The 25,696-nt window shown below is 70.7% G+C and carries 23 protein-coding genes; 1 reads left to right on the forward strand and 22 read right to left on the reverse strand.

Annotated elements, in window-relative coordinates; translation table 11 throughout:
* Window positions 1-69: 69 nt before the first annotated feature.
* The 21 genes from FB047_RS17260 to FB047_RS13595 all read right to left on the reverse strand — a co-directional run bounded on the left by FB047_RS17260 (window position 70) and on the right by FB047_RS13595 (window position 24,059).
* Entirely contained in the window at window positions 70-1,377 is a 1,308-nt protein-coding gene (locus tag FB047_RS17260) for a hypothetical protein (protein WP_240752812.1), read from the reverse strand.
* Window positions 1,378-1,484: 107 nt separating this feature from the next.
* Window positions 1,485-4,949 carry a DNA polymerase III subunit alpha gene (gene dnaE / locus FB047_RS13500; protein WP_240752824.1) on the reverse strand — a complete coding sequence of 1,155 codons (3,465 nt, stop codon included), beginning with the start codon at window positions 4,947-4,949 and terminating at the stop codon, window positions 1,485-1,487.
* Between the two features lie 188 nt (window positions 4,950-5,137).
* Window positions 5,138-6,061 carry an RluA family pseudouridine synthase gene (locus FB047_RS13505; protein ID WP_136587731.1) on the reverse strand — a complete coding sequence of 308 codons (924 nt, stop codon included), beginning with the start codon at window positions 6,059-6,061 and terminating at the stop codon, window positions 5,138-5,140.
* 1 nt (window position 6,062) lies between these two features.
* Complete coding sequence (gene lspA, locus FB047_RS13510) at window positions 6,063-6,716, reverse strand: signal peptidase II (protein ID WP_136587732.1); 654 nt, start codon at window positions 6,714-6,716, stop codon at window positions 6,063-6,065.
* A 13-nt stretch (window positions 6,717-6,729) separates the two neighbouring features.
* Window positions 6,730-7,347: a DivIVA domain-containing protein gene (locus FB047_RS13515; RefSeq protein WP_136587733.1), complete on the reverse strand. Its 618-nt coding sequence runs from the start codon at window positions 7,345-7,347 to the stop codon at window positions 6,730-6,732.
* Window positions 7,348-7,479: 132 nt separating this feature from the next.
* Entirely contained in the window at window positions 7,480-7,782 is a 303-nt protein-coding gene (locus FB047_RS13520) for a YggT family protein (RefSeq protein ID WP_136587734.1), read from the reverse strand.
* A gap of 6 nt (window positions 7,783-7,788) precedes the next feature.
* Window positions 7,789-8,262 (reverse strand): cell division protein SepF, encoded by a 474-nt coding sequence (locus FB047_RS13525; RefSeq protein WP_136587735.1) that lies wholly within the window; start codon window positions 8,260-8,262, stop codon window positions 7,789-7,791.
* 31 nt (window positions 8,263-8,293) lie between these two features.
* Entirely contained in the window at window positions 8,294-8,977 is a 684-nt protein-coding gene (locus tag FB047_RS13530) for a YggS family pyridoxal phosphate-dependent enzyme (protein WP_136587736.1), read from the reverse strand.
* 67 nt (window positions 8,978-9,044) lie between these two features.
* Window positions 9,045-10,232 (reverse strand): cell division protein FtsZ, encoded by a 1,188-nt coding sequence (gene ftsZ / locus FB047_RS13535; protein WP_136587737.1) that lies wholly within the window; start codon window positions 10,230-10,232, stop codon window positions 9,045-9,047.
* A 151-nt stretch (window positions 10,233-10,383) separates the two neighbouring features.
* Window positions 10,384-11,286 carry an FtsQ-type POTRA domain-containing protein gene (locus FB047_RS13540; RefSeq protein WP_240752814.1) on the reverse strand — a complete coding sequence of 301 codons (903 nt, stop codon included), beginning with the start codon at window positions 11,284-11,286 and terminating at the stop codon, window positions 10,384-10,386.
* A gap of 89 nt (window positions 11,287-11,375) precedes the next feature.
* Window positions 11,376-12,788, reverse strand: a complete 1,413-nt coding sequence (murC, locus tag FB047_RS13545; protein ID WP_136587739.1) for a UDP-N-acetylmuramate--L-alanine ligase — start codon at window positions 12,786-12,788, stop codon at window positions 11,376-11,378.
* Window positions 12,789-12,876: 88 nt separating this feature from the next.
* Complete coding sequence (locus FB047_RS13550) at window positions 12,877-13,950, reverse strand: UDP-N-acetylglucosamine--N-acetylmuramyl-(pentapeptide) pyrophosphoryl-undecaprenol N-acetylglucosamine transferase (protein ID WP_136587740.1); 1,074 nt, start codon at window positions 13,948-13,950, stop codon at window positions 12,877-12,879.
* A 31-nt stretch (window positions 13,951-13,981) separates the two neighbouring features.
* Complete coding sequence (ftsW, locus tag FB047_RS13555; RefSeq protein ID WP_136587741.1) at window positions 13,982-15,235, reverse strand: putative lipid II flippase FtsW; 1,254 nt, start codon at window positions 15,233-15,235, stop codon at window positions 13,982-13,984.
* Window positions 15,236-15,246: 11 nt separating this feature from the next.
* Complete coding sequence (murD, locus tag FB047_RS13560; RefSeq protein WP_420812655.1) at window positions 15,247-16,782, reverse strand: UDP-N-acetylmuramoyl-L-alanine--D-glutamate ligase; 1,536 nt, start codon at window positions 16,780-16,782, stop codon at window positions 15,247-15,249.
* Window positions 16,764-17,870, reverse strand: coding sequence for a phospho-N-acetylmuramoyl-pentapeptide-transferase (gene mraY / locus FB047_RS13565; protein ID WP_136587742.1), 1,107 nt, complete (start codon window positions 17,868-17,870; stop codon window positions 16,764-16,766). The genes murD and mraY overlap by 19 nt, the downstream gene beginning before the upstream one ends.
* On the reverse strand, window positions 17,867-19,279 hold the full coding sequence (locus FB047_RS13570; protein WP_136587743.1) for a UDP-N-acetylmuramoyl-tripeptide--D-alanyl-D-alanine ligase: 1,413 nt from the start codon (window positions 19,277-19,279) through the stop codon (window positions 17,867-17,869). Before FB047_RS13570 ends, mraY begins: the two co-directional genes overlap by 4 nt.
* 64 nt (window positions 19,280-19,343) lie before the next feature.
* Window positions 19,344-21,149, reverse strand: a complete 1,806-nt coding sequence (locus FB047_RS13575) for a peptidoglycan D,D-transpeptidase FtsI family protein (RefSeq protein WP_136587744.1) — start codon at window positions 21,147-21,149, stop codon at window positions 19,344-19,346.
* 5 nt (window positions 21,150-21,154) lie between these two features.
* On the reverse strand, window positions 21,155-21,772 hold the full coding sequence (gene ftsL, locus FB047_RS13580) for a cell division protein FtsL (RefSeq protein ID WP_136587745.1): 618 nt from the start codon (window positions 21,770-21,772) through the stop codon (window positions 21,155-21,157).
* A complete protein-coding gene (gene rsmH, locus FB047_RS13585; protein ID WP_205823015.1) occupies window positions 21,769-22,722 on the reverse strand; it encodes a 16S rRNA (cytosine(1402)-N(4))-methyltransferase RsmH in 954 nt (317 codons plus the stop codon). Before rsmH ends, ftsL begins: the two co-directional genes overlap by 4 nt.
* 99 nt (window positions 22,723-22,821) lie before the next feature.
* Window positions 22,822-23,253 (reverse strand): division/cell wall cluster transcriptional repressor MraZ, encoded by a 432-nt coding sequence (gene mraZ, locus FB047_RS13590; RefSeq protein WP_136587826.1) that lies wholly within the window; start codon window positions 23,251-23,253, stop codon window positions 22,822-22,824.
* Between the two features lie 425 nt (window positions 23,254-23,678).
* Entirely contained in the window at window positions 23,679-24,059 is a 381-nt protein-coding gene (locus FB047_RS13595; RefSeq protein ID WP_136587747.1) for a DUF3040 domain-containing protein, read from the reverse strand.
* A 64-nt stretch (window positions 24,060-24,123) separates the two neighbouring features.
* On the opposite strand from FB047_RS13595, the gene FB047_RS13600 reads away from it, so the two are divergent.
* Window positions 24,124-25,203, forward strand: a complete 1,080-nt coding sequence (locus tag FB047_RS13600; RefSeq protein ID WP_136587748.1) for a polyprenyl synthetase family protein — start codon at window positions 24,124-24,126, stop codon at window positions 25,201-25,203.
* A 60-nt stretch (window positions 25,204-25,263) separates the two neighbouring features.
* Here the strand turns inward: FB047_RS13600 and FB047_RS13605 are convergent, their stop codons facing one another.
* Entirely contained in the window at window positions 25,264-25,608 is a 345-nt protein-coding gene (locus tag FB047_RS13605) for an Rv2175c family DNA-binding protein (protein WP_136587749.1), read from the reverse strand.
* Between the last annotated feature and the right edge of the window lie 88 nt (window positions 25,609-25,696).

Raw genomic sequence — 25,696 nt, forward strand, 5'->3', positions numbered from 1 at the left:
GCCCGACTCGCACGCCGGGGTGACGACGACGGGGCGGAAGGCCGTCGGACCTCCCGCCCCGATCGCGCGTCAGCCGCGGGTGACTCCGGAGACGTCGTGCAGATAGCCGATGCGACCGTCGTCGTGGCGCACGACGAAGGTCTCTCCGCGGTCTTCGATCACGAGCGCCCAGGCCGTCGGGCCGATGCGGAAGATCGGCGTGCCGTAGTCGTCGACGATCTCGCGCTCCTCCGGAGCGAGTGCCCAGAACGCCTGCGCGTGGGCGTGATCGTGACGGTCGTGGGCTCCGTGGTCGTGAGCCCCGTGGTCGTGCAGGTCGTCGCCGTGGCGGCCATGGTCGGCGGCGGCGCCGTCACGACCCTCCGTGGAACCCGATCCGAGGTGCGGCTGGGCGCCGGTGTCGGCGTGGAGCGGGGCGAAGATGTCGGTCGCCGTGTCGTCGCCGCGCTGGGCCGGCAGCACCGTGGTCGCGGGAGCGGATCCGTCGTGCGGGAGATCGGTCGAGCCGGTGTAACTGCCCGGGGTGGGCGCGTCGGCGTCGACGGCGCTCGCGTCGGACACCGGGGCGGGGCGGGGTGCGCGAGGGGTGCGCGGACGCGGGACGACCGGACGGATCGGACGCGCGTTGCGGTGGGCGGGGATCTCTTCGCGGTCGCGGAAGTCGGCCGAGAACGGAGGGATGATCGGCGCGAACACCGTGAGGACGACGCCCGCCAGCAGGACGACGGTCTCGACCCAGATCACCCAGGAGCGGGTCCAGATGCCGGTCTGATCGAAGACGGCGACGGTGTCCCACACCCAGGACAGCCACACGAGCGCGGACACCGAGAAGGCCACCGAGGCGAACTGGTCGATCCCGAGCGACCCGACGCGACGGATGCCCTGCGGGGAGAGCCGGCGGAGCACGATCAGGCCCATCGCCGCGGTGGGCAGGGCGACGGCGGGGATCCACCACAGGCCCGAGAGCCAGACGTTCCCTCCGCCGACGAGCACTCCCGACGGGGAGTCGAGGATGTTGGTGCGGAAGAACGAGACGAAGAAGGCGACGATCCAGACGCCGAGGAGGGCGACCTCGCGCACCGAGAAGGGGCCGACGCCGTACGCCGGTCCGGAGGCGCGGCCGGAGGCCGGCGCGACGGCGTGCGCCTCGTGCGGGGCGTCGTGCGGCGCTTCGGCCTCGGGCTTCGGCGGGACGACGGGTGCATCTGCACCGTGCGCCGAGGGGGCGCCGGTCTCGCCGGCGTGCTCCGACGCCGTCTCGTCGTCGCGCGAGGCGGCGGGAGCGGCCGTCGGGGCGATCTGGTCATGGTCGTGGGCGCGGTCGTCGACGTGGGCGCGGTCGGGATCGGCCGCGTCGTGGGGGTACTGATCGTTCACGGGGGTCCTTTCACCCAGGGCGCCGGAGCGCCCGGTCATCGTAACCGGCGGGTCTTCAGCATCCGCTGGGGTTCTCTCAGGGATCGGCGGGGCGTCCGCCGATCGGATCAGCCCAGGCAGTTGGGGCCGAGCAGACCCTTGAGCTCGCCGAACAGGTCGGCCGTCACGCGCACCGGCATCGGCACCTCGAACACCTTGGCCGTTCCCCCCTTGTGGAGCTTCAGCAGCACCTCGGTCGAACCGGAGTGCCGACGGAGCATCTGCGCCAGCTCGCCGACGAGGGCCTCGTTGGCGCGCTGTTCGGGAACGACCAGGGTGAGACCGCCCGACTCGTCGAGCCCCTCGAGATCGGGGGCGAACGCGCTCTGCGCGTGCAGGTTCAGACCGTCGTCGCGACGGGAGACCCGACCGCGCACCACGAGGATCGAATCGGCCTGCAGCACCGGGGCGAACTCGGCGTAGGTCTTGCCCATGAACATCACGGTCACCTCGCCGTTGAAGTCCTCGACGGTGACCATGCCGTACGGGTTTCCGCTCTGCTTCGCCACGCGGTGCTGGACGCTCGTCAGGAGGCCGGCCACCGTCACCTGGTCGCCGTCCTGCACGTCTTCCGACGCCAGGAGGTCGTGGATCGAGGTCGACGCGTGCTTGGCGAGCGGCACCTCGAGACCCGCGAGGGGATGATCGGACACGTAGAGCCCGAGCATCTCGCGCTCGAAGGCGAGCTTGTCCTTCTTCGTCCACTCGGGCCGCTCGGGCACCTTCACGACCTGCTGCGGCTCGTCCCAGAGGGAGTCGAAGTCGAACCCCACCTCGCCGTTCGCCTCGCGCCGCTTGTCGAGCACCGCGCCCTCGCACGCGTCCTCGTGCACCTCGACGAGGGCACGCCTGGTCGAGCCCAGCGAATCGAACGCGCCCGCCTTGATCAGCGACTCGACGGTGCGCTTGTTCGCCACGTGCATCGGCACCTTGGACAGGAAGTCGTGGAACGACGTGTACTTGGCATCCTGACGGGCCGCGACGATGCCGTCGACGACGTTCGTGCCGACGTTGCGGACGGCGCCCAGGCCGAAGCGGATGTCTTCGCCGACGGCGGCGAAGAAGCGGATCGACTCGTTGACATCGGGCGGGAGCACCTTGATGCCCATGCGACGGCACTCGTTGAGGTACACCGCCATCTTGTCTTTCGAGTCGCCGACGCTCGTGAGCAGGGCGGCCATGTACTCGGCGGGATAGTGCGCCTTGAGGTACGCCGTCCAGTACGACACGAGCCCGTAGGCGGCGGTGTGCGCCTTGTTGAAGGCGTAGTCGGCGAACGACTCGAGCACCTTCCACAGCGTCTGCTGCGCGACGTCGCCGAAGCCGCGCTCGGTCATGCCGCCGAAGAAGATCTCTTTCTGCTTGTCGAGCTCGCTCTTCTTCTTCTTTCCCATCGCGCGACGCAGCAGGTCGGCCTGTCCGAGCGTGTACCCGGCGACCCGCTGGGCCACCGCCATCACCTGCTCCTGGTAGACGATGAGGCCATAGGTGGTGTCGAGGATGTCGGCCAGGGGCTCTTCGAGCTCGGGATGGATCGGCTCGATCTCTTGCTGCTTGTTCTTGCGCAGCGCGTAGTTGATGTGCGAGTTCACGCCCATCGGGCCGGGGCGGTACAGCGCGAGCACGGCCGAGATGTCTTCGAAGTTGTCGGGACGCATCAGGCGCAGCAGCGAACGCATGGGACCGCCGTCGAGCTGGAACACGCCGAGCGTGTCGCCACGGGCGAGGAGCTCGTAGGATGCCGCGTCGTCGAGGTCGAGGTCTTCGAGCACGAGCGGGTGGCCGCGGTTGGCCTCGATGTTGTCGAGGGCGTCGTTGATGATCGTGAGGTTGCGCAACCCCAGGAAGTCCATCTTGATCAGGCCGAGCGACTCGCACGCGGGATAGTCGAACTGCGTGACGATCTGGCCGTCCTGCTCACGGCGCATGATCGGGATGATGTCGATGAGCGGCTCGCTCGACATGATCACGCCGGCCGCGTGCACGCCCCACTGGCGCTTGAGGTTCTCGAGGCCCAGGGCCGTGTCGAACACGGTCTTCGCCTCGGCGTCGGTCTCGATGAGCGTGCGGAACTCGCTCGCCTCTTTGTAGCGGGGGTGCTCGGGGTTGAACATGCCGTCGAGCGGCATGTCTTTGCCCATCACCGCCGGCGGCATGGCCTTGGTGAGCTTGTCGCCCATGCTGAAGGGGAAGCCCAGCACGCGCCCGGCGTCTTTGAGCGCCTGCTTCGCCTTGATGGTGCCGTAGGTGACGATCTGCGCCACGCGCTCGTCGCCGTACTTCTCGGTGACGTACTGGATGACCTCGCCGCGGCGCCGGTCGTCGAAGTCGACGTCGAAGTCGGGCATGGAGACGCGGTCGGGATTGAGGAACCGCTCGAAGATGAGCCCGTGCTGGAGCGGATCGAGATCGGTGATCTTCATCGCGTAGGCGACCATCGAGCCGGCACCCGAACCGCGGCCCGGACCGACGCGGATGCCGTTGTTCTTGGCCCAGTTGATGAAGTCGGCGACCACGAGGAAGTACCCCGGGAAGCCCATCTGCAGGATGACGTCGGTCTCGTACTCGGCCTGCTTGCGGACCGCGTCGGGGATGCCGCCGGGATAGCGGTCGTGGAGGCCGTTCTCGACCTCTTTGATCATCCAGCTGCCCTCGGTCTCGCCGTCGGGGACCGGGAAGCGCGGCATGTAGTTGGCCGAGGTGTCGAAGGCGACCTCGCACCGCTCGGCGATGAGCAGGGTGTTGTCGCACGCCTCGGGATTGTCGCGGAACACCTGGCGCATCTCGGCGGCCGACTTGACGTAGTACCCGTCGCCGTCGAACTTGAAGCGCTTGGGATCGTCGAGCGTCGAACCGGACTGCACGCACAACAGCGCCGCGTGGCTCGTCGCGTCGTGCTGGTGGGTGTAGTGCAGGTCGTTCGTACCGACCAGGGGGATGTCGAGCTCTTTGGCGATCTTGAGCAGGTCGCCCATGATGCGCCGCTCGATCGAGAGGCCGTGGTCCATGATCTCGGCGAAATAGTTGTCTTTGCCGAAGATGTCTTGGAACTCCGCCGCCGCGGCCTTCGCCGCGTCGTACTGGCCCAGGCGCAGGCGCGTCTGCACCTCGCCCGAGGGGCAGCCGGTCGTGGCGATGAGTCCCTTGCTGTACGTCTGCAGGAGCTCGCGGTCCATGCGCGGCTTGAAGTAGTAGCCCTCCATGCTCGCGCGAGACGAGAGCCGGAAGAGGTTGTGCATGCCCTCGGTGGTCTCGGAGAGCAGCGTCATGTGCGTGTACGCACCCGAACCGGAGACGTCGTCGCTCTGCTGCTCGGGCGTGCCCCATCGCACGCGGGACTTGTCGGAGCGGTGGGTGCCGGGGGTGACGTAGGCCTCGATGCCGATGATCGGCTTGATGCCGGCATCTTTCGCGGTCTTGTAGAACTCGTACGCCGCGAAGGTGTTGCCGTGGTCGGTCACGGCGATCGCGGGCATGCCCTGTTTGACGGCCTCTTGGACCATCGGGCCGATGCGCGCCGCGCCGTCGAGCATCGAGTACTCGCTGTGCACGTGAAGGTGAACGAAGGAGTCTGCTGCCACGTGTCGAGTCTACGTTCGGCCTCCGACATCGGCCATGGATGTTCGGGGCGGACGCCCAGCCGACCGCTCCCTCCCGGGCGCGTCACCGCGAGCGGGCGTAGCGGTCGTTGCGACCGACCGCCGCGCGGGCGGCGGCCGCATCAGATGCCGTCGCCGAGGATCTCCAGCGCCCGCGCGAGATCGGCCGGATAGGGCGAGGCGAACTCCACCCACTCCCCCGTTCCGGGATGGGTGAACGCCAGACGATGAGCGTGCAGCCACTGCCGCGTGAGCCCCAGACGCGCCGAGAGCGTCGGATCGGCCCCGTAGAGCGGATCACCGGCGCACGGGTGACGGTGGGCCGCCATGTGCACGCGGATCTGATGCGTGCGTCCGGTCTCGAGGTGGATCTCGAGCAGAGACGCCCGGGGGAAGGCCTCGAGGGTCTCGTAGTGGGTGACCGAGTCCTTGCCGTCGGGGGTGACGGCGAACTTCCACGAGTGGTGCGGGTGACGGCCGATGGGCGCGTCGATCGTCCCCGCGAGCGGATCCGGGTGCCCTTGCACGACGGCGTGGTAGATCTTCTCGACCTCGCGCTCCTTGAACGCGCTCTTGAGCAGCGTGTAGGCCCGTTCGGTCTTCGCGACGACCATGAGCCCGCTCGTCCCGGCGTCGAGGCGGTGGACCACACCGCGCCGTTCGGCCGGACCGCTCGTGGAGATGCGGAACCCCGCGGCCGCGAGGGCGCCGAGCACGGTCGGCCCCTCCCATCCGAGCGAGGGGTGCGCGGCGACGCCCGCCGGCTTGTCGACGACGACGATGTCATCGTCGTCGTAGGCGATGCCGAGATCGGGCACGGCGACGGGCACGATCTCGGGCTCGCGCTTGGGCTCCCACTCCACGCTGAGCCACGACCCCGCGCGGAGGCGGTCGGAGCGCCCGACCGTGCGACCGTCGACGCTCACTCCCCCGGCGTCGGCGACCTCGGCGGCGAAGGTGCGGGAGAACCCCAGCATCTTCGCCAGCGCCTGGTCGATGCGCGTTCCGTCGAGCCCGTCGGGGACGGGGAGACTGCGGGACTCCATGTCAGCGGACGCCCGGGTCGCCGGAGGGTTCGACACCGTCACCGGCGTCGCCCTCGGCGCGGACCCGGGTCGAGGCCTCGGCCGACGCAGCGCCGGAGGCCTGCGCCTCGGCCGCCTGCGCGTCGGCCGCCCGGGACGCGCGCGTCTCCCGCGTGCCGTCGAGACGGAGCCCGAACAGCACCAGCAGGGCGACGGAGATCATCATGGAGACGATGAAGACGTCGGCCACGTTGTAGATCGCCGGCATCATCCACGGCGTCGAGATGAAGTCGACGACGTGGCCCACCGGGAAGCCCGGCTCGCGCAGGAGACGGTCGGTGAGGTTGCCGAGCACGCCCCCCAGCAGCAGGCCCAGGACGACGGCCCAGAGCCGCGAACGAACGCGGCGCACGGCGAGGAAGACGATGACGGCCGCGACGACCGCCAGGGCGATCGTGAACAGCCACGTGACCCCCTCGCCGAGCGAGAACGCGGCGCCGGGGTTACGGACGAGATAGAACTGCAGGACGTCGCCGAAGACCGGGACCACGCGCTCCGGGGGAAGGGCGTCGATGGCTGCGGTCTTGGCCAACTGGTCGGCGGCCAGCACCACCACCGCGAGGATCGCGATGACGATGCCGGCCGCCGCCGGTCGCAGAGGATTTCGACTGCGCAAAGAGTCTGTCGACTTACAGACCGATCGCCGACACGGGCGTGGAGCCCGACGACGACGCAGTGGTGTCGAGGTCGCGGAGCTGACCCTCGATGTAGGAACGCAGCTGCGAGCGGTAGTCGCGCTCGAAGTTGCGCAGCTCGGTGATGCGGCCCTCGAGGGTGACACGCTCCTTCTCGAGGCGGGCGCGCTCTTCGCGGCCCTTCTGCTCGGCCTCGGCGACGATGGATGCCGCCTGCGCCTGCGCCTCGCCGATGAGCTGGTCGCGCTGGGCCTTGCCCTCGGCGACGTGCTCGTCGTGCAGACGCTGGGCGAGCTCGATGATGCCGGCGCTCTGGGCGGCGGGCTCGACGTCGGACGATGCCGCGGCGGGAGCCGGAGCGGGGGTCTCGACGGGAGCGGGCTCTTCGGCCTTGGGCTCTTCGGCGACGGGCGCCGCGACCGTGGCGGGAGCGGCCTCGCCGGACTCGAACGCGGCGAGCTTGGACTTCAGCTCCTCGTTCTCGGCGATGGTCTTGCGCCACTCGACGACGATCTCGTCGAGGAAGTCGTCGACCTCGTCGGGGTCGAAGCCCTCCTTGAAGCGCACGTGCTGGAACTGCTTGGTGACGACGTCATCGGGGGTCAGTGCCATGGTGTTTCCTCTTTCGAGAGCTCTGATTCGGAACTGTTGGGGGTGTCGCACCGGGGCGTACCGCTTCGGAACAGCATAGCCGCCGCCCTCCGTCAGTGTCGAAGGGCACTGTCAGGGGGCGGCGGCGGGAGGTTACGCGGCCGCGAGGGACCGCGTCACGCTCAGCAGCAGGAAGCAGACGAACATGACGATCGCGAATCCGAAATCGATCGCGATCCCCCCGATGCGCAGGGGAGGGATGATGCGGCGGACCAGCTTGATGGGCGGGTCCGTCACGGTGTAGACGATCTCAGCCAGCACGAGAGTGGCACCGCGGGGGCGCCATTCGCGGTTGAACATCGGGATGTACTCGAGCACGAGGCGCGCGAGCAGCAGCACGATGTAGATGAACAGCAGCGCGCTGAGGATGGAGCCGACCAGGCTCAGGACGGCCACGATCGCTTACTGGGCGGCGAACGGGGCAGCCTCGGGGTCGGCCTGCGCGATCGCACCGTCGCCGGACACGGCGATGTTCTCGGGCGAGAGCAGGAAGACCTTGCTCGTCACCCGCTCGATGCGGCCGTACAGCCCGAGCGAGAGTCCGCTCGCGAAGTCGATCAGGCGACGCGCGTCGGCGTCGCTCATCTGCGACAGGTTGATGATGACCGGGATGCCCTCGCGGAAGTTCTCCGCGATCGTCTGGGCGTCGCGGTACTGCTTGGGGTGCACCGTGAGGATCTCGCTCACCGGGCCGGCCGAGGGCTGACGCACCACGGCGGGACGGTGCAGCGGGGTCACCGGTGCGGCCTTCTCGACGGGAGCAGCGGCAGGTGCCGTCTGCTTGCGCGCGATGGGCTGCGGCGCCGTCTCCTCATAGGTCTCCTCCTCGTCGGCGAGGCCCAGGTACACCATCGTCTTCTTCAGGGGGTTCGACATCGCATCCTCCGTTCGCTCGTCTGGTCCGAGGCTAGTCGCGCGGGGGCCTCGGGCCCGTGATTGCGGAGCCGATCCGCAGGTGTGTCGCGCCCATCGCGATCGCTTCGGGGAAGTCGCCCGTCATGCCGGCGGAGATCCACTCGGCGTCGGCGACGACGGTGCGCACCGCGTCGGCCGACCGGCGCAGCCTCTCGAACGCGCGGGCGGGCTCCTCGTCGAGCGGGGCGACGGCCATGACCCCGCGCAGCCGCAGGGTCCGAAGCCCCGCCACGTGCGTCGCCAGGGCCTCCACGCCGTCGGGCTCGACGCCGCCGCGACCGGTGTCGTCGGTGAGGTTCACCTGCAGCAGGACGTCGAGCGGCGTGTCGTCGCCGGCCGCGTCGAGGGCGTCGGCGATCCTCTCGCGATCGACCGAGTGCACGGCATCCGCCGCCGCCCGCACGGCGCGGGCCTTGTTGGTCTGCGCCTGCCCGATGAAGTGCCAGCGCAGATCGGGGATGCCGCCGAGTTCGGCCCGCTTGGCGGTGAGCTCCTGCTGGCGGTTCTCCCCCACGTCGCGCACGCCCAGGGCGTGCAGGTCGACGACCAGGGATGCCGGGTGGAATTTCGTGACCACGATGCGCGTGATGCCGGCGGGATCGCGATGCGCGGCGCGGGCGGCATCCTGGATGCGCGCGTCGACGGCGGCGAGCCGGTCGGCGAGGGCGGTGTCCATGCTGCTCCTTCGACGACGCGAGCGGGCCCGGTGGCAACCGGACCCGCTCGCGTTCGGGGACTGTCTCTTACTTCAGGAAGTCGGGGACGTCGAGGTCGTCCTCGGCGTAGCCGTTGTCGTACGAGGTCTCGGGGACGCGCGCGGTGACGGGCGCGGGCTCCGGGCGGCGCTCGGGGGCGCGCTCGGTCGCGGCCTTCTGCTCCTCGGCGGCGTCGAGGTCGCGGGCGACGTCGTCGGCCGGGATGACGGGGACGACGGGGGCCGAGGCCGGGCGCTGGGCGCCGACGGCGTCGATGCGCAGCGAGGGCTCGCCGCCGTCGAAGCCGGCCGCGATGACGGTGACGCGCACCTCGTCGCCGAGGGTGTCGTCGATGACCGTTCCGAAGATGATGTTGGCCTCGGGGTGCGCGGCCTCCTTCACCAGCTGCGCGGCGTCGTTGATCTCGAAGATGCCGAGGTTCGACCCGCCCTGGATCGACAGCAGCACGCCGTGCGCACCCTCGATCGAGGCCTCGAGCAGCGGGGACTCGACGGCGAGTTCGGCGGCCTTGATGGCCCGGTCGGCACCGCGCGAGGAGCCGATGCCCATGAGGGCCGACCCCGCCCCCTGCATCACGCTCTTGACGTCGGCGAAGTCGAGGTTGATCAGACCCGGGGTGGTGATGAGGTCGGTGATGCCCTGGACACCCGCGAGGAGCACCTGATCGGCCGTGGCGAAGGCCTCGATCATGGAGATGCCGCGGTCGCTGATCTCGAGGAGGCGGTCGTTGGGGACGACGATGAGGGTGTCGACCTCTTCTTTCAGGCGCTGGACGCCGCCCTCGGCCTGGCTCTGGCGACGACGCCCCTCGAACGAGAAGGGCTTGGTGACGACACCGATGGTCAGGGCGCCGATCGACTTCGCGATCTTGGCGACGACGGGGGCGCCGCCGGTGCCCGTTCCACCGCCCTCGCCCGCGGTGACGAAGACCATGTCGGCCCCGCGCAGGGCCTCCTCGATCTCTTCGGCGTGGTCCTCGGCGGCGCGTCGGCCGACCTCGGGATCCGCACCGGCGCCCAGGCCGCGCGTGAGCTCGCGGCCCACGTCGAGCTTGACGTCGGCGTCGCTCATGAGCAGCGCCTGCGCGTCGGTGTTGATCGCGATGAACTCCACGCCGCGCAGGCCGAGCTCGATCATGCGGTTGACGGCGTTGACGCCGCCCCCGCCCACACCGACGACCTTGATCACGGCGAGGTAGTTCTGGTTGTGGCTCATGCCGGCCTCCGTTTGTCCCCGAACCCGAAACTCTAAACCTCATGTTGAGGGTTAAAGAATTGCCCGGTATGCAATTCCTTAGCTCGAAGGTAGGTGGCGGATCGGGCGGCGCACGCCCGACACGCGGCGTGTTCTGTTTTCGCCTCGGATATCAGCGGACGACGCCGGCCTCGGGCGAGGTGACGTCGTACTCCTTCGCACGATCCGGGGGGCTCTTCTCCATCAACCGGCCCAGCACGATCGCCTTCTCGGCCGACCTGTCGGCACTTCCCCACACCACACGCGAGCCCGTCGCACCGAGCGTCAAGGTCACGTCGTCGGGGGTGGATGCCGAGACCCCGGTGACCTGCGAGCGCACCGCATCCGGGAGCGCGCGCATGACCCGCCCCGCCGCGTGGAACGCGGCCGAGTCGGTGCCGCCGGTGATCTCCAGCAGGGGTTGACCCGCGGGGGCGTCGGGCGTGGTCGACAGGGCGACGCCCGCGGCATCCACCACCGTGAATCCGGCCGGGGTCTGCAGCACGCCGATCGGCGTGCGTTCGACGATGTTCACGACGAGGTCGTGGGGCGGACGCGCCTCGAGCGTGTACGACTCGACGAGCGGGAACCGCACCAGAGCCGCTTTGACGGCGCTGTCGTCGACCATCGCCAGGGGCGTGCCGATCTGACCGCTGAGCGCCTCGCCCACCGCGGACGCGTCGAGCTGCGACGTGCCCACGACGTCGATGCGCTCCACGGCGAACAGGGGGCTGTAAGCGGCCCCCGCGGTGCCGAGGACCATCACGAGGAACGCCGCGCCGACCCCGATCCACACGCGGCGTCGACGACGCTGGCGCACGGTGAACCGCTTGACCTCGGCGGACAGCGCGCGCCGGCGGGCGCGGGAGGCGCGCCAGACGTCGCGCAGGCTGGGGCCCTCGGCATCCGGCGCCGCATTCTCGTCGCCGCGCGCGAGGTCGTCGGCGGGACGCGCACCCGGCCGCACGAGCGGGAGCACCGGGGCGGTCTCGAGGTCGGCCTGGCGGACGACGGGAACGGGGCGCTCCGAGCGCACGGTCGACGGACCCGCTCCGCCACTCGGCGCCTTCGTCGCGGCGCGCTCGGACTCCGGGGGCGGAGGCAGGGGCGAGGGCCGGCGCACGCTCAGACCGCCGGCTCCGTCGTGGCCGTGCGCGACAGGGCCTCGAGCACCTGCGGGATGATCTGGTACACGTTGCCGCACCCGAGGGTGATGACGTAATCGCCGGGGCGGGCGATCTCGGCGGTGTAATCGGCCGCGGCCTGCCAGTCGGGCACGTAGTGCACGTGGGAGGGATCGGCGAACGCTCCGCTGACGAGCTCGCCCGTCACCCCCGGCACGGGATCCTCGCGCGCGCCGTAGACGTCGAGCATGACCGTGTGGTCGGCGTGCGACTCGAGCACCTCGGCGAACTCGCGGAACATCTCCTGCGTGCGCGAGTACGTGTGCGGCTGCTGGATCGCGATCAGACGCCCGTCCCCCACGACGGTGCGCGCCGCCGACAGGGCGGCCGCGACCTCGGTCGGGTGGTGGGCGTAGTCGTCGTAGACGCTCACGCCCTGCTCGACGCCGTGCAGCTCGAACCGCCGCACCGTGCCGCCGAAGCCCTCGACGGCGCGCGCGGCGTCGGCGAGCGAGTGGCCGAGCACGCGCAGGACGGCGACGGCGCCCGCGGCGTTGACGGCGTTGTGCGCCCCCGGCACGCGCAGCCGCACGTCGACGCTCTCGCCGCCGGCGGTCAGGGTGAAAGCGACGGGACCGTCGGTGCGGATGCCGCTGAGCCGGACGTCGGCGGACGCGTCCTCGCCGAAGGTCACGACGGTGTCGTGCGTGATGCGCTCGCGCACGGCCCGCGCACCGGCGTCGTCGGCCGAGATCACGACGGCCTCGGCCGCGGCATCCGCGAACCGGGCGAACGCGGCGTCGAACGCGTCGCGCGAACCGTAGTGGTCGAGGTGGTCGGGGTCGACGTTGGTGATGAGGGCGACCGAGGTGTCGTAGAGCTCGAAGGTGCCGTCGGACTCGTCGGCCTCGATCACCACGAGGTCGTCTCCCCCCGTGCCGCTGGAGGCGCCGAGGTCGGCGATCACGCCGCCGTTGACGAACGTCGGATCGACGTCGAGGGCGCGCAGGGCCGTGACGATCATGCCCGTCGAGGTGGTCTTGCCGTGCGCGCCGGCGACCGAGACGAGCCGACGCCCGCCGATGAGCCAGTGCAGCGCCTGCGACCGGTGGATCACGTGCAGTCCGCGCTGCTTCGCGGTGACGAACTCGGGGTTCTCGGGCCAGATCGCGCCCGTGTGCACGACCGTGTCGGCGTCGCCGAGGTGCGCGGCGTCGTGCCCGACGTGCACGGTGGCCCCGCGGGCGGCCAGGTCGCGCAGCGCCGCGCTGTCGGCGCGGTCGGAGCCGGACACGCGGATACCGCGGTCGAGGAACATGCGGGCGAGCCCGGACATGCCCGATCCCCCCACGCCGATGAAGTGCGCGGAGGTGATGGTCTCGGGGATGGGGAGGCTCAGGTCGGGTCTGATCATGGCGTGAGCGAGTTTACGTCGCGGATCCTGCGCGCGAGCCCCGGCGCGCGGCATCCCGGTCCGTCCGCCGCCGCGGGGCTGTCGGGCGTCACCGCGAGAGGGCCTCGTCGATCATCGCGATGACGTTCTCGGTGCCCGTGCGGATGCCGGTGCGCGCGGCCGCGTCGCGCATCGCGGTGCGGCGCCCGTCGTCGGTGAGCAGGGGGACGATGTCGGTGCGCACGCGCTCGGGGGTGAACTCCGCGTCGGCGATGAGCAGCGCCGCCCCGGCGCGCACGGAGGCGGCCGCGTTCAGGCTCTGCTCGCCGTTGCCCACGGCGTAGGGGACGTACACGGCCGGGATGCCGAGGGCGTTGATCTCGCTGACCGTCGCCGCCCCCGAGCGCGAGACGACCAGGTCGGCCAGGGCGAAGGCGAGGTCCATGCGGTCGACGTAGCGGACGACGGCGTAGCCGGGGGCGCCGGGGTCGGGCAGGTCGGAGTTCTGCCCCGTGACGTGCAGCAACTGCCAGCCCGCGTCGAGCACGTCCTGCCACGCGCCGCCGAACGCCGTGTTCAGCCGGAGCGCGCCCAGCGATCCGCCGAAGACGAGGAGGGTGGGGCGGGCGGCATCCAGGCCGAAGTGGGTCGCCGCCTCCTCGCGCCGCGCGGCGGCGTCGAGCTCGACGACCTCGCGGCGCAACGGCATCCCGACCTCGCGCGCGCCGCGCAGGGGCGTTCCGGCGAAGGCGACCCCGACCCCGGCCGCGGTGCGGGCGCCCAGGACGTTCGCGAGTCCCGGCTTCGCGTTGGCCTCGTGCACGACGAACGGCACGCGCTCGCGTCGCGCGGCGATGTACGCGGGCGCGGCCGCGTACCCGCCGAAGCCGACGACGGCGTCGACCCCGCGCTCGCGGATGAGGCGGCGCACGTCGGCGACGGCGCGCAGGAAGCGGGCGGGGAAGACCGCGGCCGCCCGGTCGGGTCGGCGGGGGAAGGGCACCTTCGCGATCGTGAGCAGCTCGTAGCCGCGCAGCGGCACGAGCCGCGCCTCGAGGCCCTCGCGGGTGCCGAGCACCAGCACCTCGGCGTCGGCGTCGCGTGCGCGCAGGCCGTCGGCGACCGCGAGCAGGGGGTTCACGTGCCCGGCGGTGCCGCCGCCGGCGAGGAGGTAAGTCGTCACCGTACGACCCTAGCCAGGTCGCGGGGCGCGATCAGCCCCGTCGCCCCGGCCGCGGCGACGCGGAGCGCCGCGGCGGCCGCTGCGCGGTGGCCTCGCGCTGGTCGGGCAGCGTGCGCGCGCACGAGAGCAGCACCCCGCACGCGATGAGCACCGACAGCAGCGAGGTGCCGCCCTGCGACATGAACGGCAGGGGCACGCCCAGCACGGGGAAGATGCGCAGCACGACGCCGATGTTCACCAGCGCCTGACCGACGATCCAGAGGGTGATGGCGCCCGCGACGATGCGCACGAAGCTGTCGTCGGTGCGGCGGATGATGCGGAAGGCGCCGACGGCGAAGACGGCGAAGAGCACGAGCACGACGATGCACCCGATGAGCCCGAGCTCCTCGCCGATGATGGCGAAGATGTAGTCGTTGGCCGCCGCGGGCAGCCAGTCGTACTTCTCTTTCGAGTTGCCCAGTCCCAGCCCCAGCAGACCCCCGCTCGCGAGGCCCCAGATGCCGTGCATCGACTGGTAGCACGTCGTGTAGTAGCACGAGGCGTCGTCAGGCTGGAACAGGCTCATGATGCGGGCCATGCGGTTCTCGCTGCCCACCGCCGACAGCAGCACGACCACGAGCGCGAGCACCGCGGGAACGATGAACATGCGCAGCTTGATCCCGGCGAAGAACAGCGCACCGAGCACGACGAGCACGAGGATCATCACGGTGCCGAGGTCTTTCCCGCCGAGCACGGTGCCGATGACCAGCACCGAGACGGGCACGACGGGGATGAATACGTGCTTCCACGAGCTCAGCAGCCGGCGCTTGCGGTACAGCACCGCGCCCATCCACAGGGCGAGGGTGAGCTTGAGGAACTCGGCGGGCTGGAACTGGAACCCGGCGATCTGCACCCAGTTGCGGTTGCCGTACGAGGCGATGCCGAGGCCCGGCACGTAGACGAGCATCTGGAACATCGTCGCCAGGATGAGCGCCGGCCACGCGACCTTCTTCCAGAAGCTCATGCGCGCGCGACTCAGCACGAACATCAGGGGGATGCCGACGACCGCGAAGATGCCCTGCTTGATCACGTGATCGAAGGGGCTCTGCCCCCCGTCGAGGGCGGAGGTGGCCGAGAGCACCATCACGAGCCCGAAGCCGGTGAGCAGCAGGGCCGCGGAGGCGACGAGGAGGAACTCGCTCGCGACCGGCCGGAAGGCGCGTCCGAGCGAGACCCGGGCGATGAGGCCGCCGCGCTCGGGCTGCTCGTCGGGCGTCTGCCGAGGAGGGGGTGCCGTCGTGGTCACGCGTGATCCCCTCAGTCGGTCGGTCGAGATGCTCCGTCGCCCTGGCCCTCGATCCACGCCCGCACCGCGTCGGCGAAGCGGTCGCCGCGGTCGGAGTAGGACGCGAACTGATCGAAGGATGCCGCTGCGGGAGCCAGGAGAACCGTGTCCCCGTCCTGAGCCGCATCCGCCGCCAGTTCGACGACCCGTGCCATGACGTCTTCAGTCTCGGCGTGGTCGACCTCGAACAGCGGCACCGCGGGGGCGTGTCGCGCGAACGCCGCGACGATGTCGGCGCGCTCCGTGCCGATCACGATGGCGGCGCGGACGCCCGCACCGCGCGCGCGCACGAGGTCGGAGAGGTCGACGCCCTTGAGCAGACCCCCGACCACCCACACCGCGCCGGGGTACGCCGCGAGAGACGACGAGGCCGCGTGCGGGTTGGTCGCCTTCGAGTCGTCCACCCACGTCACGCCCGCGTGCGCGGCAACCACCTGGATGCGGTGCGGGTCGAGGCGGAACCGCTCGAGCGTGTCGAAGATGTGCTCGGGCGTCGCCCCCAGCGAGCGGGCGAGGGCGGAGGCCGCGAGGATGTTGGCGACCATGTGGGGAGCGGCGAGCCCGCGGGCCGCGAGGTCGGCGACGGTGGTCAGCTCCAGGGCCGAGGTCGCGCGCTCCTCGAGGAAGGCCCGGTCGACGAGGATGCCGTCGACGACGCCGAGGTCGCTGGGCCCCGGCACGCCGAGGTCGAAGCCGATCGCGCGGGCGCCCTCGATCACCTCGGCGTCTTCGACCATCTCGCGCGTCGCCGCGTCGGCCTTGTTGTAAACGCACGCGACGCGGGTGCGCGCGTAGACACCCGCCTTGGCATCGCGGTAGGCGTCGGCGCCGCCGTGCCACTCGAGGTGGTCGTCCGCGAGGTTGAGGCACACCGCCGCGTGCGGCGACAGGGCCTCGGGGCCGCTCTGCAGGTTGAGGTACCAGAGCTGGTGGCTGGACAGTTCGACGACGAGGGCGTCGAAGCCGCCGGGGTCGCGCACCGCGTCGAGCACGGGGGTACCGATGTTGCCGACCGGCGCGGCCCGCAGGCCCGCGGTCACGAGCATCTCCGCGGTGAGGCGCGTGGTGGTGGTCTTGCCGTTCGTGCCGGTGATGAGCACCCAGTCGGCCGGTCGCCCGTCCGCCCGCACGACCTTGTCGCGCACGCGCCACGCCAGCTCGACGTCGCCCCAGAGGGCGATCCGCTGCTCCTGCGTCCAGCGGATGAGGGGATGGTGCGGCGGGAAGCCCGGGGAGGCGATGACGACCTCGGGGGCGAACGCGGAGAGCTCCGCCGGGACCGCGTCGAGCGGTCCCTCGTGCAGGCGCACGCCCAGCAACGGCAGGAGGCGACCGTACTCGGCATCCGCCCGCTCGGTGACCACGAGCACCTCGGCGCCCAGCTCCGAGAGCGTGTCGGCGACCGAGAAGCCCGTCACCGACAGGCCCAGCACGGCGACGCGCAGGCCCTTCCAGTCGGCGTGCCAGCTGGTGAGGGTGGAGAGGTCGGTCATACGCGTGAGAGCCATTCGACGTAGAAGAATCCGATGCCCGAGACGGCGAGGAGTCCGGCGATGATCCACATTCGCACGACGATGGTGACCTCGGGCCACCCCCGCATCTCGAGGTGGTGGTGAAGGGGGCTCATGAGGAAGAGCCTCTTGCCCTTGGTGATCTTGAAGTACGCGCGCTGCAGGATCACCGAGCCCGACGCGATCACGTAGACGCCGGCGATGAGCACGAGCAGCAGTTCGGTGCGGGTGAAGATGGCCAGCGCCGCGATGACACCGCCGATGGCCATCGAACCGCAGTCGCCCATGAAGACCTTCGCCTTCGGCGCGTTCCACCACAGGAAGCCGACGAGGGCTCCCACGAACGAGGCCGAGACGATCGCGAGGTCGAACGGGTCGCGCACCGCGTAGCACCCCGCCTGCACGGTGGGGTCGAGCACGTCGGCGCACATCTGCTTGTTCTGCCAGAAGGCCATGAGGCTGTACGCCCCCACGACGAAGATGCCCGAACCGGCGGCGAGGCCGTCGAGACCGTCGGCGACGTTGACGGAGTTGGATGCCGCGGTGCCGATGAGCGAGATCCACGCGAGGTACAGCAGCCAGCCGAGGATCGGCCCGAGGGCGAAGAGCGAGAGCACCTGGATGTCGCGGAAGACGGAGATGTACTCCGAGGCGGCGGTCTGCCCGAAGGCGTTGGGGAAGTTCAGCGCCACGACCGCGAAGGGCACGACGACGAGGACCTGGCCGAGGATCTTGCGCCACCCCGACAGGCCGAGGCTGTTCTGGTGACGCACCTTCATGTAGTCGTCGATGAAGCCGACCACGCCGAAGCCGAGCATGAGCCACAGCACGAGCAGTCCCGACACGGTCGGGGGGTTGTTGCCGGCGTAGGAGCCGATGAAGTACCCGACGATCGTGCCCGCGATGAAGATCGTGCCGCCCATGGTGGGCGTTCCGCGCTTGGCGCCGTGCGAGGGGTTGTGCACGTTCTCGGGCGTGCGGATGACCTGACCCCAGCCCCACTTGCGGAACCACCGCAGGAAGACCGGCGTGAGGAAGAGCGTGAAGGCGAGCGAGATCGCCGCCGACGTCAGAAGAGATCTCACGCGAACAGCTCCCCGAGTCGATCGCCGAGGTGACGCAGCCCCGCCGAGTTGGACGACTTCACCAGCACGCGGTCGCCGTCGCGCAGTTCGGTCGAGAGGTAGTCGTACGCGGCGTCGGCGTCGGCGAAGAACACCGCCTCGCCGTCCCACGAGCCCTGGGCGATCGCCTCGAGGTACATGCGGCGCGCCTCCGGGCCGATCACGACGATGCGCTGGATGCGCAGCCGCACGGCCAGCAGGCCCACGCGGTCGTGCTCCTCGTCGGCGTACTCCCCCAGCTCGCTCATCGCACCGAGCACGGCGACGGTGCGCTCCTCGGGCCCGGTGATCTGCGCGAGGGTGCGCAGCGCGGCGGCCATCGAGTCGGGGCTGGCGTTGTAGGCGTCGTTGATGATGCGCACGCGCTCGGAGCCCATCGGCTGCATCCGCCACCGCTCGGCGATCTCGAGCGTCTCGACGCGGGCGATCGCGTCGGCGGCGGACACGCCCAGAGCGGTCGCCGCGGCGATCGCCGCGAGGGCGTTCATGATGTGGTGCTCGCCCAGCACGCGCAGGGTCAGGGTGTGCGCCTCGCCGTCGACGAGCAGATCGGCGCGGGTGCCGGATGCCGAGACCTCGACGTCGACGGCCCGCACCTCCGCCCGTTCGCCGCGGCCGAACCAGCGCACGTCCTGTCCGCGCTCGCGCGCGATCGGTTCCATCGCGGCGACCCGCGGGTCGTCGGCGTTGAGCACGGCGAGGCCGCCCTCGCGGGTGGCCTTCACCAGCTCGCTCTTCGCGTGGAACGTGGACTCGATGCCGCCGAACCCGCCCGCGTGGGCCATGCCCACCATCAGCACGACCCCGACGTCGGGGGTCACGAGGCCGGCGAGGCGCGCGATCGCACCCGGGGCGCTCGCACCGAACTCGCTCACGAGGAACCGCGTGTCCTCGGCGACGCGCAGCATCGTCAGCGGGGCGCCGACCTCGTTGTTGAACGAGGCGCGCGGCGCGACCGTGGGTCCCTCGCCCTCGAGGATGCGCGCCAGCATGTTCTTCGTCGTCGTCTTGCCGTTCGAGCCGGTGATGCCGACGACCTTCAGTGCCCCCGCCGCCCGGACGCGGGCGACGTTGTCGCGAGCCAGGGCTGCGAGGGCCTCGATCACGTCGGGGACGACGATCTGGCTCACCTCGTCGTCGAGCTCGCGCTCCACGATCGCCAGCGCCGCTCCGCGCTCGACGGCGGTCCCGACGAAGAGGTGGCCGTCGGTGGTCTCGCCGGGCTTGGCGACGAAGACGCCGCCGGGCTCGATGAGGCGCGAGTCGGTGTCGACCAGACCCTCGACCGTGGTGTCGGGGGTGTCGTCGCGACGGACGACGAGGCGCCCGCCGAGCACGGCGGCGATGTGGGAGAGGCTGGTGGAGATCATTGCTGTGCGGACGCCCTTTCCGTGTCGCATTCGTTACCGAGACGAGACCGGCGTCGGCGGTGTCTCAGCCGAACTTGGGCAGTTCGGGGGTCGTGGTCCCGGACGGGATGACGCGGTAGGTCTTGAGAACCTGCGTCATCGCCTTCTGGAACGCGGGGGCGGTGGCCGCGGACGATTTTACCGTCCGCGGTTCGTCCAGGTTGACCGCGACGACGTACTGCGGGTCGTCGGCGGGGGCGAAACCGATCATCGTGGTGAAGTAGGCGTCGGGCTTGTAGGCGCCGGTGTTCTCGTCGACCTTCTCGCCGGTACCGGTCTTGATCGCGAGGCGGTATCCGGGGATGGCGATCTTGTCGGCGAGCTCGCCCTGGGTGGCGACGTTCTCGAGCATCAGGCCGACCTCGTGGGCGGTGTCGGGCGAGATGACCTGGGTCCCCTCGGTCGACGGGGTGTCGGTGACCGTGCCGTCGGCCGCGGTGCAGCCCTCCACGAGCGAGAGCGGGATCTTCAGTCCGCCGTTCGCGATGGTCTGGTAGGCCCCGACGAGCTGCGGCACGGTGACCGACAGGCCCTGGCCGAAGGCCGTGTTGTAGAAGGTCTGGGTGTCCCAGTCGCCGACGGGATGCAGGATGCCGACGGACTCCCCGGGGAAGTCGATCGCGCTGAGCGAGCCCATGCCGAATTTCTGCAGGTAGTCGTAGCGGGTCTGCTTCGGGATCATCTCGGCGAACTTCGAGATGCCGACGTTCGAGGAGTCGATGAGCACGCCGGTGGGCGTGTAGGTGTTGGGGCCGTGCGAGAAGGCGTCGGACACGCGCGCGTCCCCGCCCAGCACCTCGCGCGATGACGCGGTGACGGTGGTCTCGGGGGTGTACGAACCGCTGTCGAGACCGATCGCCGTGGTCAGCGCCTTGAAGGTCGATCCCGGTTCGAAGGGGCTCGAGAACGCGCGACTGCCCCGATCGTCGGCGGGCGTCGCGGTGGGGTCGTTGGGGTCGACCGAGGGGTACTCGGCCAGGGCCCGGATCTTGCCCGTCTTGGCTTCGACCACGGTGATCGTTCCGCGCAGCGATCCGGTGTTCTGCACCTGCTCGGCGATCAGTTGGCCGAGGTACCACTGCAGGTCGCGGTCGATCGTGAGCTTCAGCGTGCCGCCGTCGACGGCGGGCTGGGTGACGACCTCGGTTCCGGGCAGCACGACGCCGTCGCGGCTCTGCTGGAAGACGACCTTGCCGTTGGTGGAGGCGAGGCAGGCGTTGTCGGCGTTCTCGAGACCCGCGAGCGGCTGCCCGTCGCTGCCGACGAAGCCGAGGAGGTTTCCCCCCACGGCGCCGTCCGGGTACACGCGGCCGGACTGCGGCGGGAAGCTCAGGAACGGCAGCTTCAGGTCGGCGAGGGCCCGGTACTGCTCGGTCGAGACGTTCTTGGCGATCATCGCGTAGCGCGAGTCGGGGTTGTCGGCGACCGCGTCGGTGACGATCCTCTGCACCTCCGCGGCGTCCTGACCGGTGATGGCCGCGATCTGCGCCGCGAGCTCGGGCCAGCCGGTCGTGGTGCCGGAATCGTCGTCGTCGCCGGAGTCGACGGTGGTGATGCCCTTCGCCGCGAGCATCGGGTCGACCTGGACGTCGTAGCGGTTGACGGCGGAGGCGAGGACGACGCCGTTCTCGTCGACGATCGAACCGCGCGAGGCGTACTCGACGCGCGAGTTCTCCAGTCCCATCGCGAGGGAGTCGTCCACGTGGGTCCGCGCGTTGACGACCTGGATGTCGACGAGGCGGACGACGAACGCGATGAGCACGATCAGCACGATCGACAGTGCGACGACGGTGCGACGCCGCGGGGACCGGGAGGAGGTGGTCGTCGTCATGGCTCTCATCGTGTCGCGGGAGTCGGCAGACCGTCGCTGATCGACGGGGGTGTCGTCGATTCGGCGGTTCCGGTCGCCGCGTCCGGCGCGGGAGCCGCGGGCGCGGACGTCGCCGCCGCCCCCGTTTCGGTGGTCGCCGCGGACGGGTCGGTCACCAGGGGGACCCCCGCGATGAGGGCGTTGCGCACGGAGCCGCGGCCCATGGCATCCACCGACGAGGTCGTGTCGGCCGGCTTGCCCGAGCCGATCACGGCCCCGTCGCTCAGCCGCAGGTAGGTGGGCGACTCGTCGATGACCATGCCGAGCGCGGCCGCGTTCGCCGCCAGGTACTGCGGCGAGCTGAGGCCCGCGCTCTCGTCGTTCAGGATCTGCTTCTGGTACGTCAGGTCGCGCTGCTGCTGCGTGAGCGCGGCGATCTCGAAGGAGCTCTGGGTGGTGAGGATGCCGAGCCCCATCTGCACGAGCACGATCGTCAGTGCCCCGGCGACGGCGATGACGCCGAACAGCCGGCGCGGTGCGCGGCGACGGGCCGTCGCGGGCACGGCGGTGAGGCGACGCTCACGCGCGGGCGTCGACCGGTCGGGGGCGGTGATCCGGGGGTCGATGGCCGGGGATGCGCTCATGCGTCCTCCTTGATCCTCTCGGCCGCGCGCAGGCGCACGGGGGTGGCGCGGGGGTTGGCCGCTCGTTCGTCGTCGCTGGCCAGTTCGGCCCCGCGCACGAGCAGTCGGAAGGTCGGGGCGTGCTCGGGCAGTTCGACGGGCAGTCCGCGCGGGGCGGTGGAGGTCGAGGCCTCGGCGAACACGCGCTTGACCAGGCGGTCTTCGAGCGACTGGTACGACAGCACGACGATGCGCCCGCCGACGCCGAGCACGCCGAGGGCGGCCGGGATGGTGCGCTCGAGCACCGACAGTTCGGCGTTGACCTCGATGCGCAGCGCCTGGAACACGCGCTTGGCGGGATGCCGCTCGCGCAGCACCGCGGCCGGGGTCGCGGCCTGCAGCACGTCGACGAGCTGACCGGAGCGCTCGAGGGGCGCGTTCTGGCGTGCCGCGATGATCGCCCGTGCGTAGCGGCCGGCGAGCTTCTCTTCGCCGTACCGCTCGAAGATGCGGCGCAGGTCGCCTTCGCCGTAGGTGGCGAGCACCTCGGCGGCGGTGATCCCGGTCGTCTGATCCATGCGCATGTCGAGGGGTGCGTCCTGGGCGTAGGCGAACCCGCGGTCCGCCACGTCGAGCTGCAGCGACGAGACGCCGAGGTCGAACAGGATGCCGTCGACCGTGTCGACGCCGGCGGAGGCCACGGCCTCGGCGATGCCGTCGTAGACGGTGTGCACGAGGGTGACGCGATCGCCGAAGCGCGCGAGCCGCTCCCCCGCGATGCGCAGGGCGTCGGTGTCGCGGTCGAGACCGATCAGACGGGTATTCGGGAAGCGCTCGAGGAAGGCCTCGGAGTGCCCGCCCATGCCGAGCGTCCCGTCGACGAAGACGGAGCCGGGCTTCTGCAGAGCGGGCCCGAGCAGCTCGGCGCAGCGCTCGAGGAGGACGGGGGTGTGGATGTCGCGGATGTCCATGATGATCGGGGCCGATCCTTCGGCTCTGATCCCCACCCGCATCGACCTGGCACCGGGGAAGTGTGACAGGGCGTGCGGCTGGGCATCACAGCCGGAGGGTCAGAACAGTCCCGGGATCACCTCCTGCTCCATCTCGGCGTACGTCTCTTCGTTGCTCTCTGCGTAGGCGTTCCACGCATCGGCGTCCCAGATCTCCGCGTGGGCTCCCACGCCGGTGACCACGAGCTCCCGGCCGAGACCGGCGTAGGAGCGCAGCGCGGGCGGAACGGTGATGCGGTTCTGGCTGTCGGGCTTCTCGGCGCTGGCCCCCGAGAGGAACATGCGCAGGAAGTCGCGGGCCTGCTTGTTGCTGAGCGGCGCCTCGCGGATCCGCTCGTGCACGCGCTCGAACTCCTCGGTGCTGAACACGTAGAGGCAGCGGTCCTGCCCCCGGGTGATCACCACTCCGGCGCCGAGGTCGTCACGGAACTTCGCGGGCAGGATGACGCGGCCCTTGTCGTCGAGCTTGGGAGTGTGCGTGCCGAGCAGCATTCGGGCGTCCACCCCCTTCGTCCGGCCTGCGAAGTTTTCCCCACTTTACTCCACCACCCTCCACTTCGCTATCGAAAACAGGGGACTTCTGGGCGGGGGCTCCCCCGTGTACTGTGCGCCCGGCAGATTCCGCACCCCCCCGACCACCGCGGAATTCCGGGCCCGCCGGGCGCCGCGACCCCCGAGCGACGCCGTCGGTGGAGGAAAAGGGAGGGATGCCGCCGCGCCCGAGCGGGGCGGAGGGGCGGTGTGGCTCAGATCACCGACCGGGTCGCGGGGGCGTGTCCGAGACAGCGGGACGCGCGGGGTCGGGAACGCGCGGGCCCCGACGCCTCCCGGCCGGTGTCCCCGCCGGTCGGCGGCATCCGGGCACAAAAAAAACACCGGCTCCGAGGAGCCGGTGTTCTGAAGAAGCCGAGTGCGGGTCAGCGCTGGTCGTTGCGGCGATCCCAGCGGTCGTTCATGCGATCCATGAAGGACGAGCCCGAGGCGCGACCGGTGCGGGGCTTGGCCGCGCGCGGCGCCGCGGGAGCGGACCCGCGCGTCGGCGTCACGGCGAAGACGACGCCGCCGACCATGAGGAGGAAGCCGAGCACACCGACCGCGATGCCGAGGACACCCGTGGTGAACCCGATCGACACACCCACCACGAGCGCGCCGAGACCGGCGAGCACGAGGATCGAGCCGAGGACGATGTTGCGGTAGCTGAGGGCGCGACTGGGAGCGGAGACGACATCGGTGTCGTTACTCATGAGATGGCGTTCCATCTCATCAAGCAGGCGCTGCTCCTGTTCGGAGAGTGGCATGCATCCCCCTCTATGGTGTGGTGCGGACGATTCTACGTGCGGCGTGGATCACTAGGCTAGGCCCGTGACGACCTCCCCGGAACCGATCGAAGCTGTTTCCCAGCGACTCGACAAGTTCCTCTCCGAACAGCTATCGTACGCCTCCGCGCTGGGTCCCGAGGCCGAAGAATTCACCCGCGCCGGAGCCTCCGCCCTCCGGGGCGGCAAGCGCCTCCGCGCGCGGTTCTGCCTCACCGGATGGCACGCCGTCGCGGGCGGTGAGACCCGCTTCGACGACGCGGCGCTGACGGTGGCGACGGCGCTCGAGGTCTTCCACGCCGCCGCTCTCGTCCACGACGATCTCGTGGACAATTCCGACACCCGGCGCGGGCAGCCGTCCGCCCACCGGGCGCTGCAGAGCAGCCACCGCGACGCCGGATGGACCGGCGACTCCGACGCGTTCGGACGCTCGGGCGCGATCCTGCTCGGAGACCTGCTCGTCGCCTGGAGCGACGATCTCCTCGAGGAGGGTCTCACCGACTCCCCCACCGCCGCCGCGACGCGACGCGCGTACGCGCAGATGCGTCGCGACGTCACGATCGGGCAGTTCCTCGACGTGGCCGAGGAGTCGGCCTACACCGTCTACCCCGACGAGACGCACGCCGACCGCGCCCTGCGGGTGGCCTCCTACAAGTCGGCGCGCTACAGCATCCAGCAGCCCCTGCAGATCGGCGCGGCTCTCGCGGGAGCGGATGCCGCGCAGCTCGACGCCCTCGGGCGCTTCGGCCACGATGTGGGGATGGCGTTCCAGCTCCGCGACGACGTGCTCGGGGTGTTCGGCGACACCGCCGAGACCGGGAAGCCCGTCGGCGACGACCTGCGCGAGGGCAAGCGCACCGTGCTCGTCGCCTACGCGCGCGAGCAGCTGTCGCCGGAGGACCGTCGACGCGTCGACGAACGACTCGGCGATCCGGCGCTGGACACGGAGCAGATCGGCATCCTGCAGCGCACCATCGTCGACACCGGCGCCCTCCGGCGCACGGAGGAGCTGATCGCGGACTACGCCCGCCGTGCCGACGAGGCGCTCGCGGACGCTCCCCTCGGAGCCTCGGCGGTCGCCGAGCTGCGCGAGCTCGCGCGGGCCGCGACGCAGCGCACCGCCTGAGCGACCGCCCGCCCGGCCTCCCGGTCACGGGAAGCGGCGGTGCGCTGACGCCGCGAGGGCTCAGGCCAGGGTCGCCGCGACGCGGCGCACCTCGCTCTTGCGGCCGGCAAGGAGCGCCTCGATCGGAGCGACGCCGATGGTGTCCTCGGGGGTGAGGAGCCAGTCGATCGTCTCGTCGGGGTCGAAGCCCGCGTCGTGCAGCACGATGATCGTGCCGCGCAGCGCCGGCAGCGGCCGCCCCTCGGCGAGGAAGACCGCGGGGACCTTGAACACGCCGTCGCGGCGCGAGCCCACGAGGTAGTTCTCGTCGATGAGGCGGCGCACGCGCCCGAGGGGCTCGTCGAGGAGCTCCACCAGATCGGGGATCGTCAGCCAGTCGGTCTCGTAACGGGTCGTGTCGGTCACGAAGCCATGATCTCATCCGCCGGCCCGCCGCCCTCGCCGCGGAAGGGTTTCACTCGCGTTTTCACATCCGTCACATCCGCCTCATACG

This window comes from Microbacterium hydrothermale, assembly GCF_004854025.1.
GTDB classification, from domain to species: domain Bacteria; phylum Actinomycetota; class Actinomycetes; order Actinomycetales; family Microbacteriaceae; genus Microbacterium; species Microbacterium hydrothermale.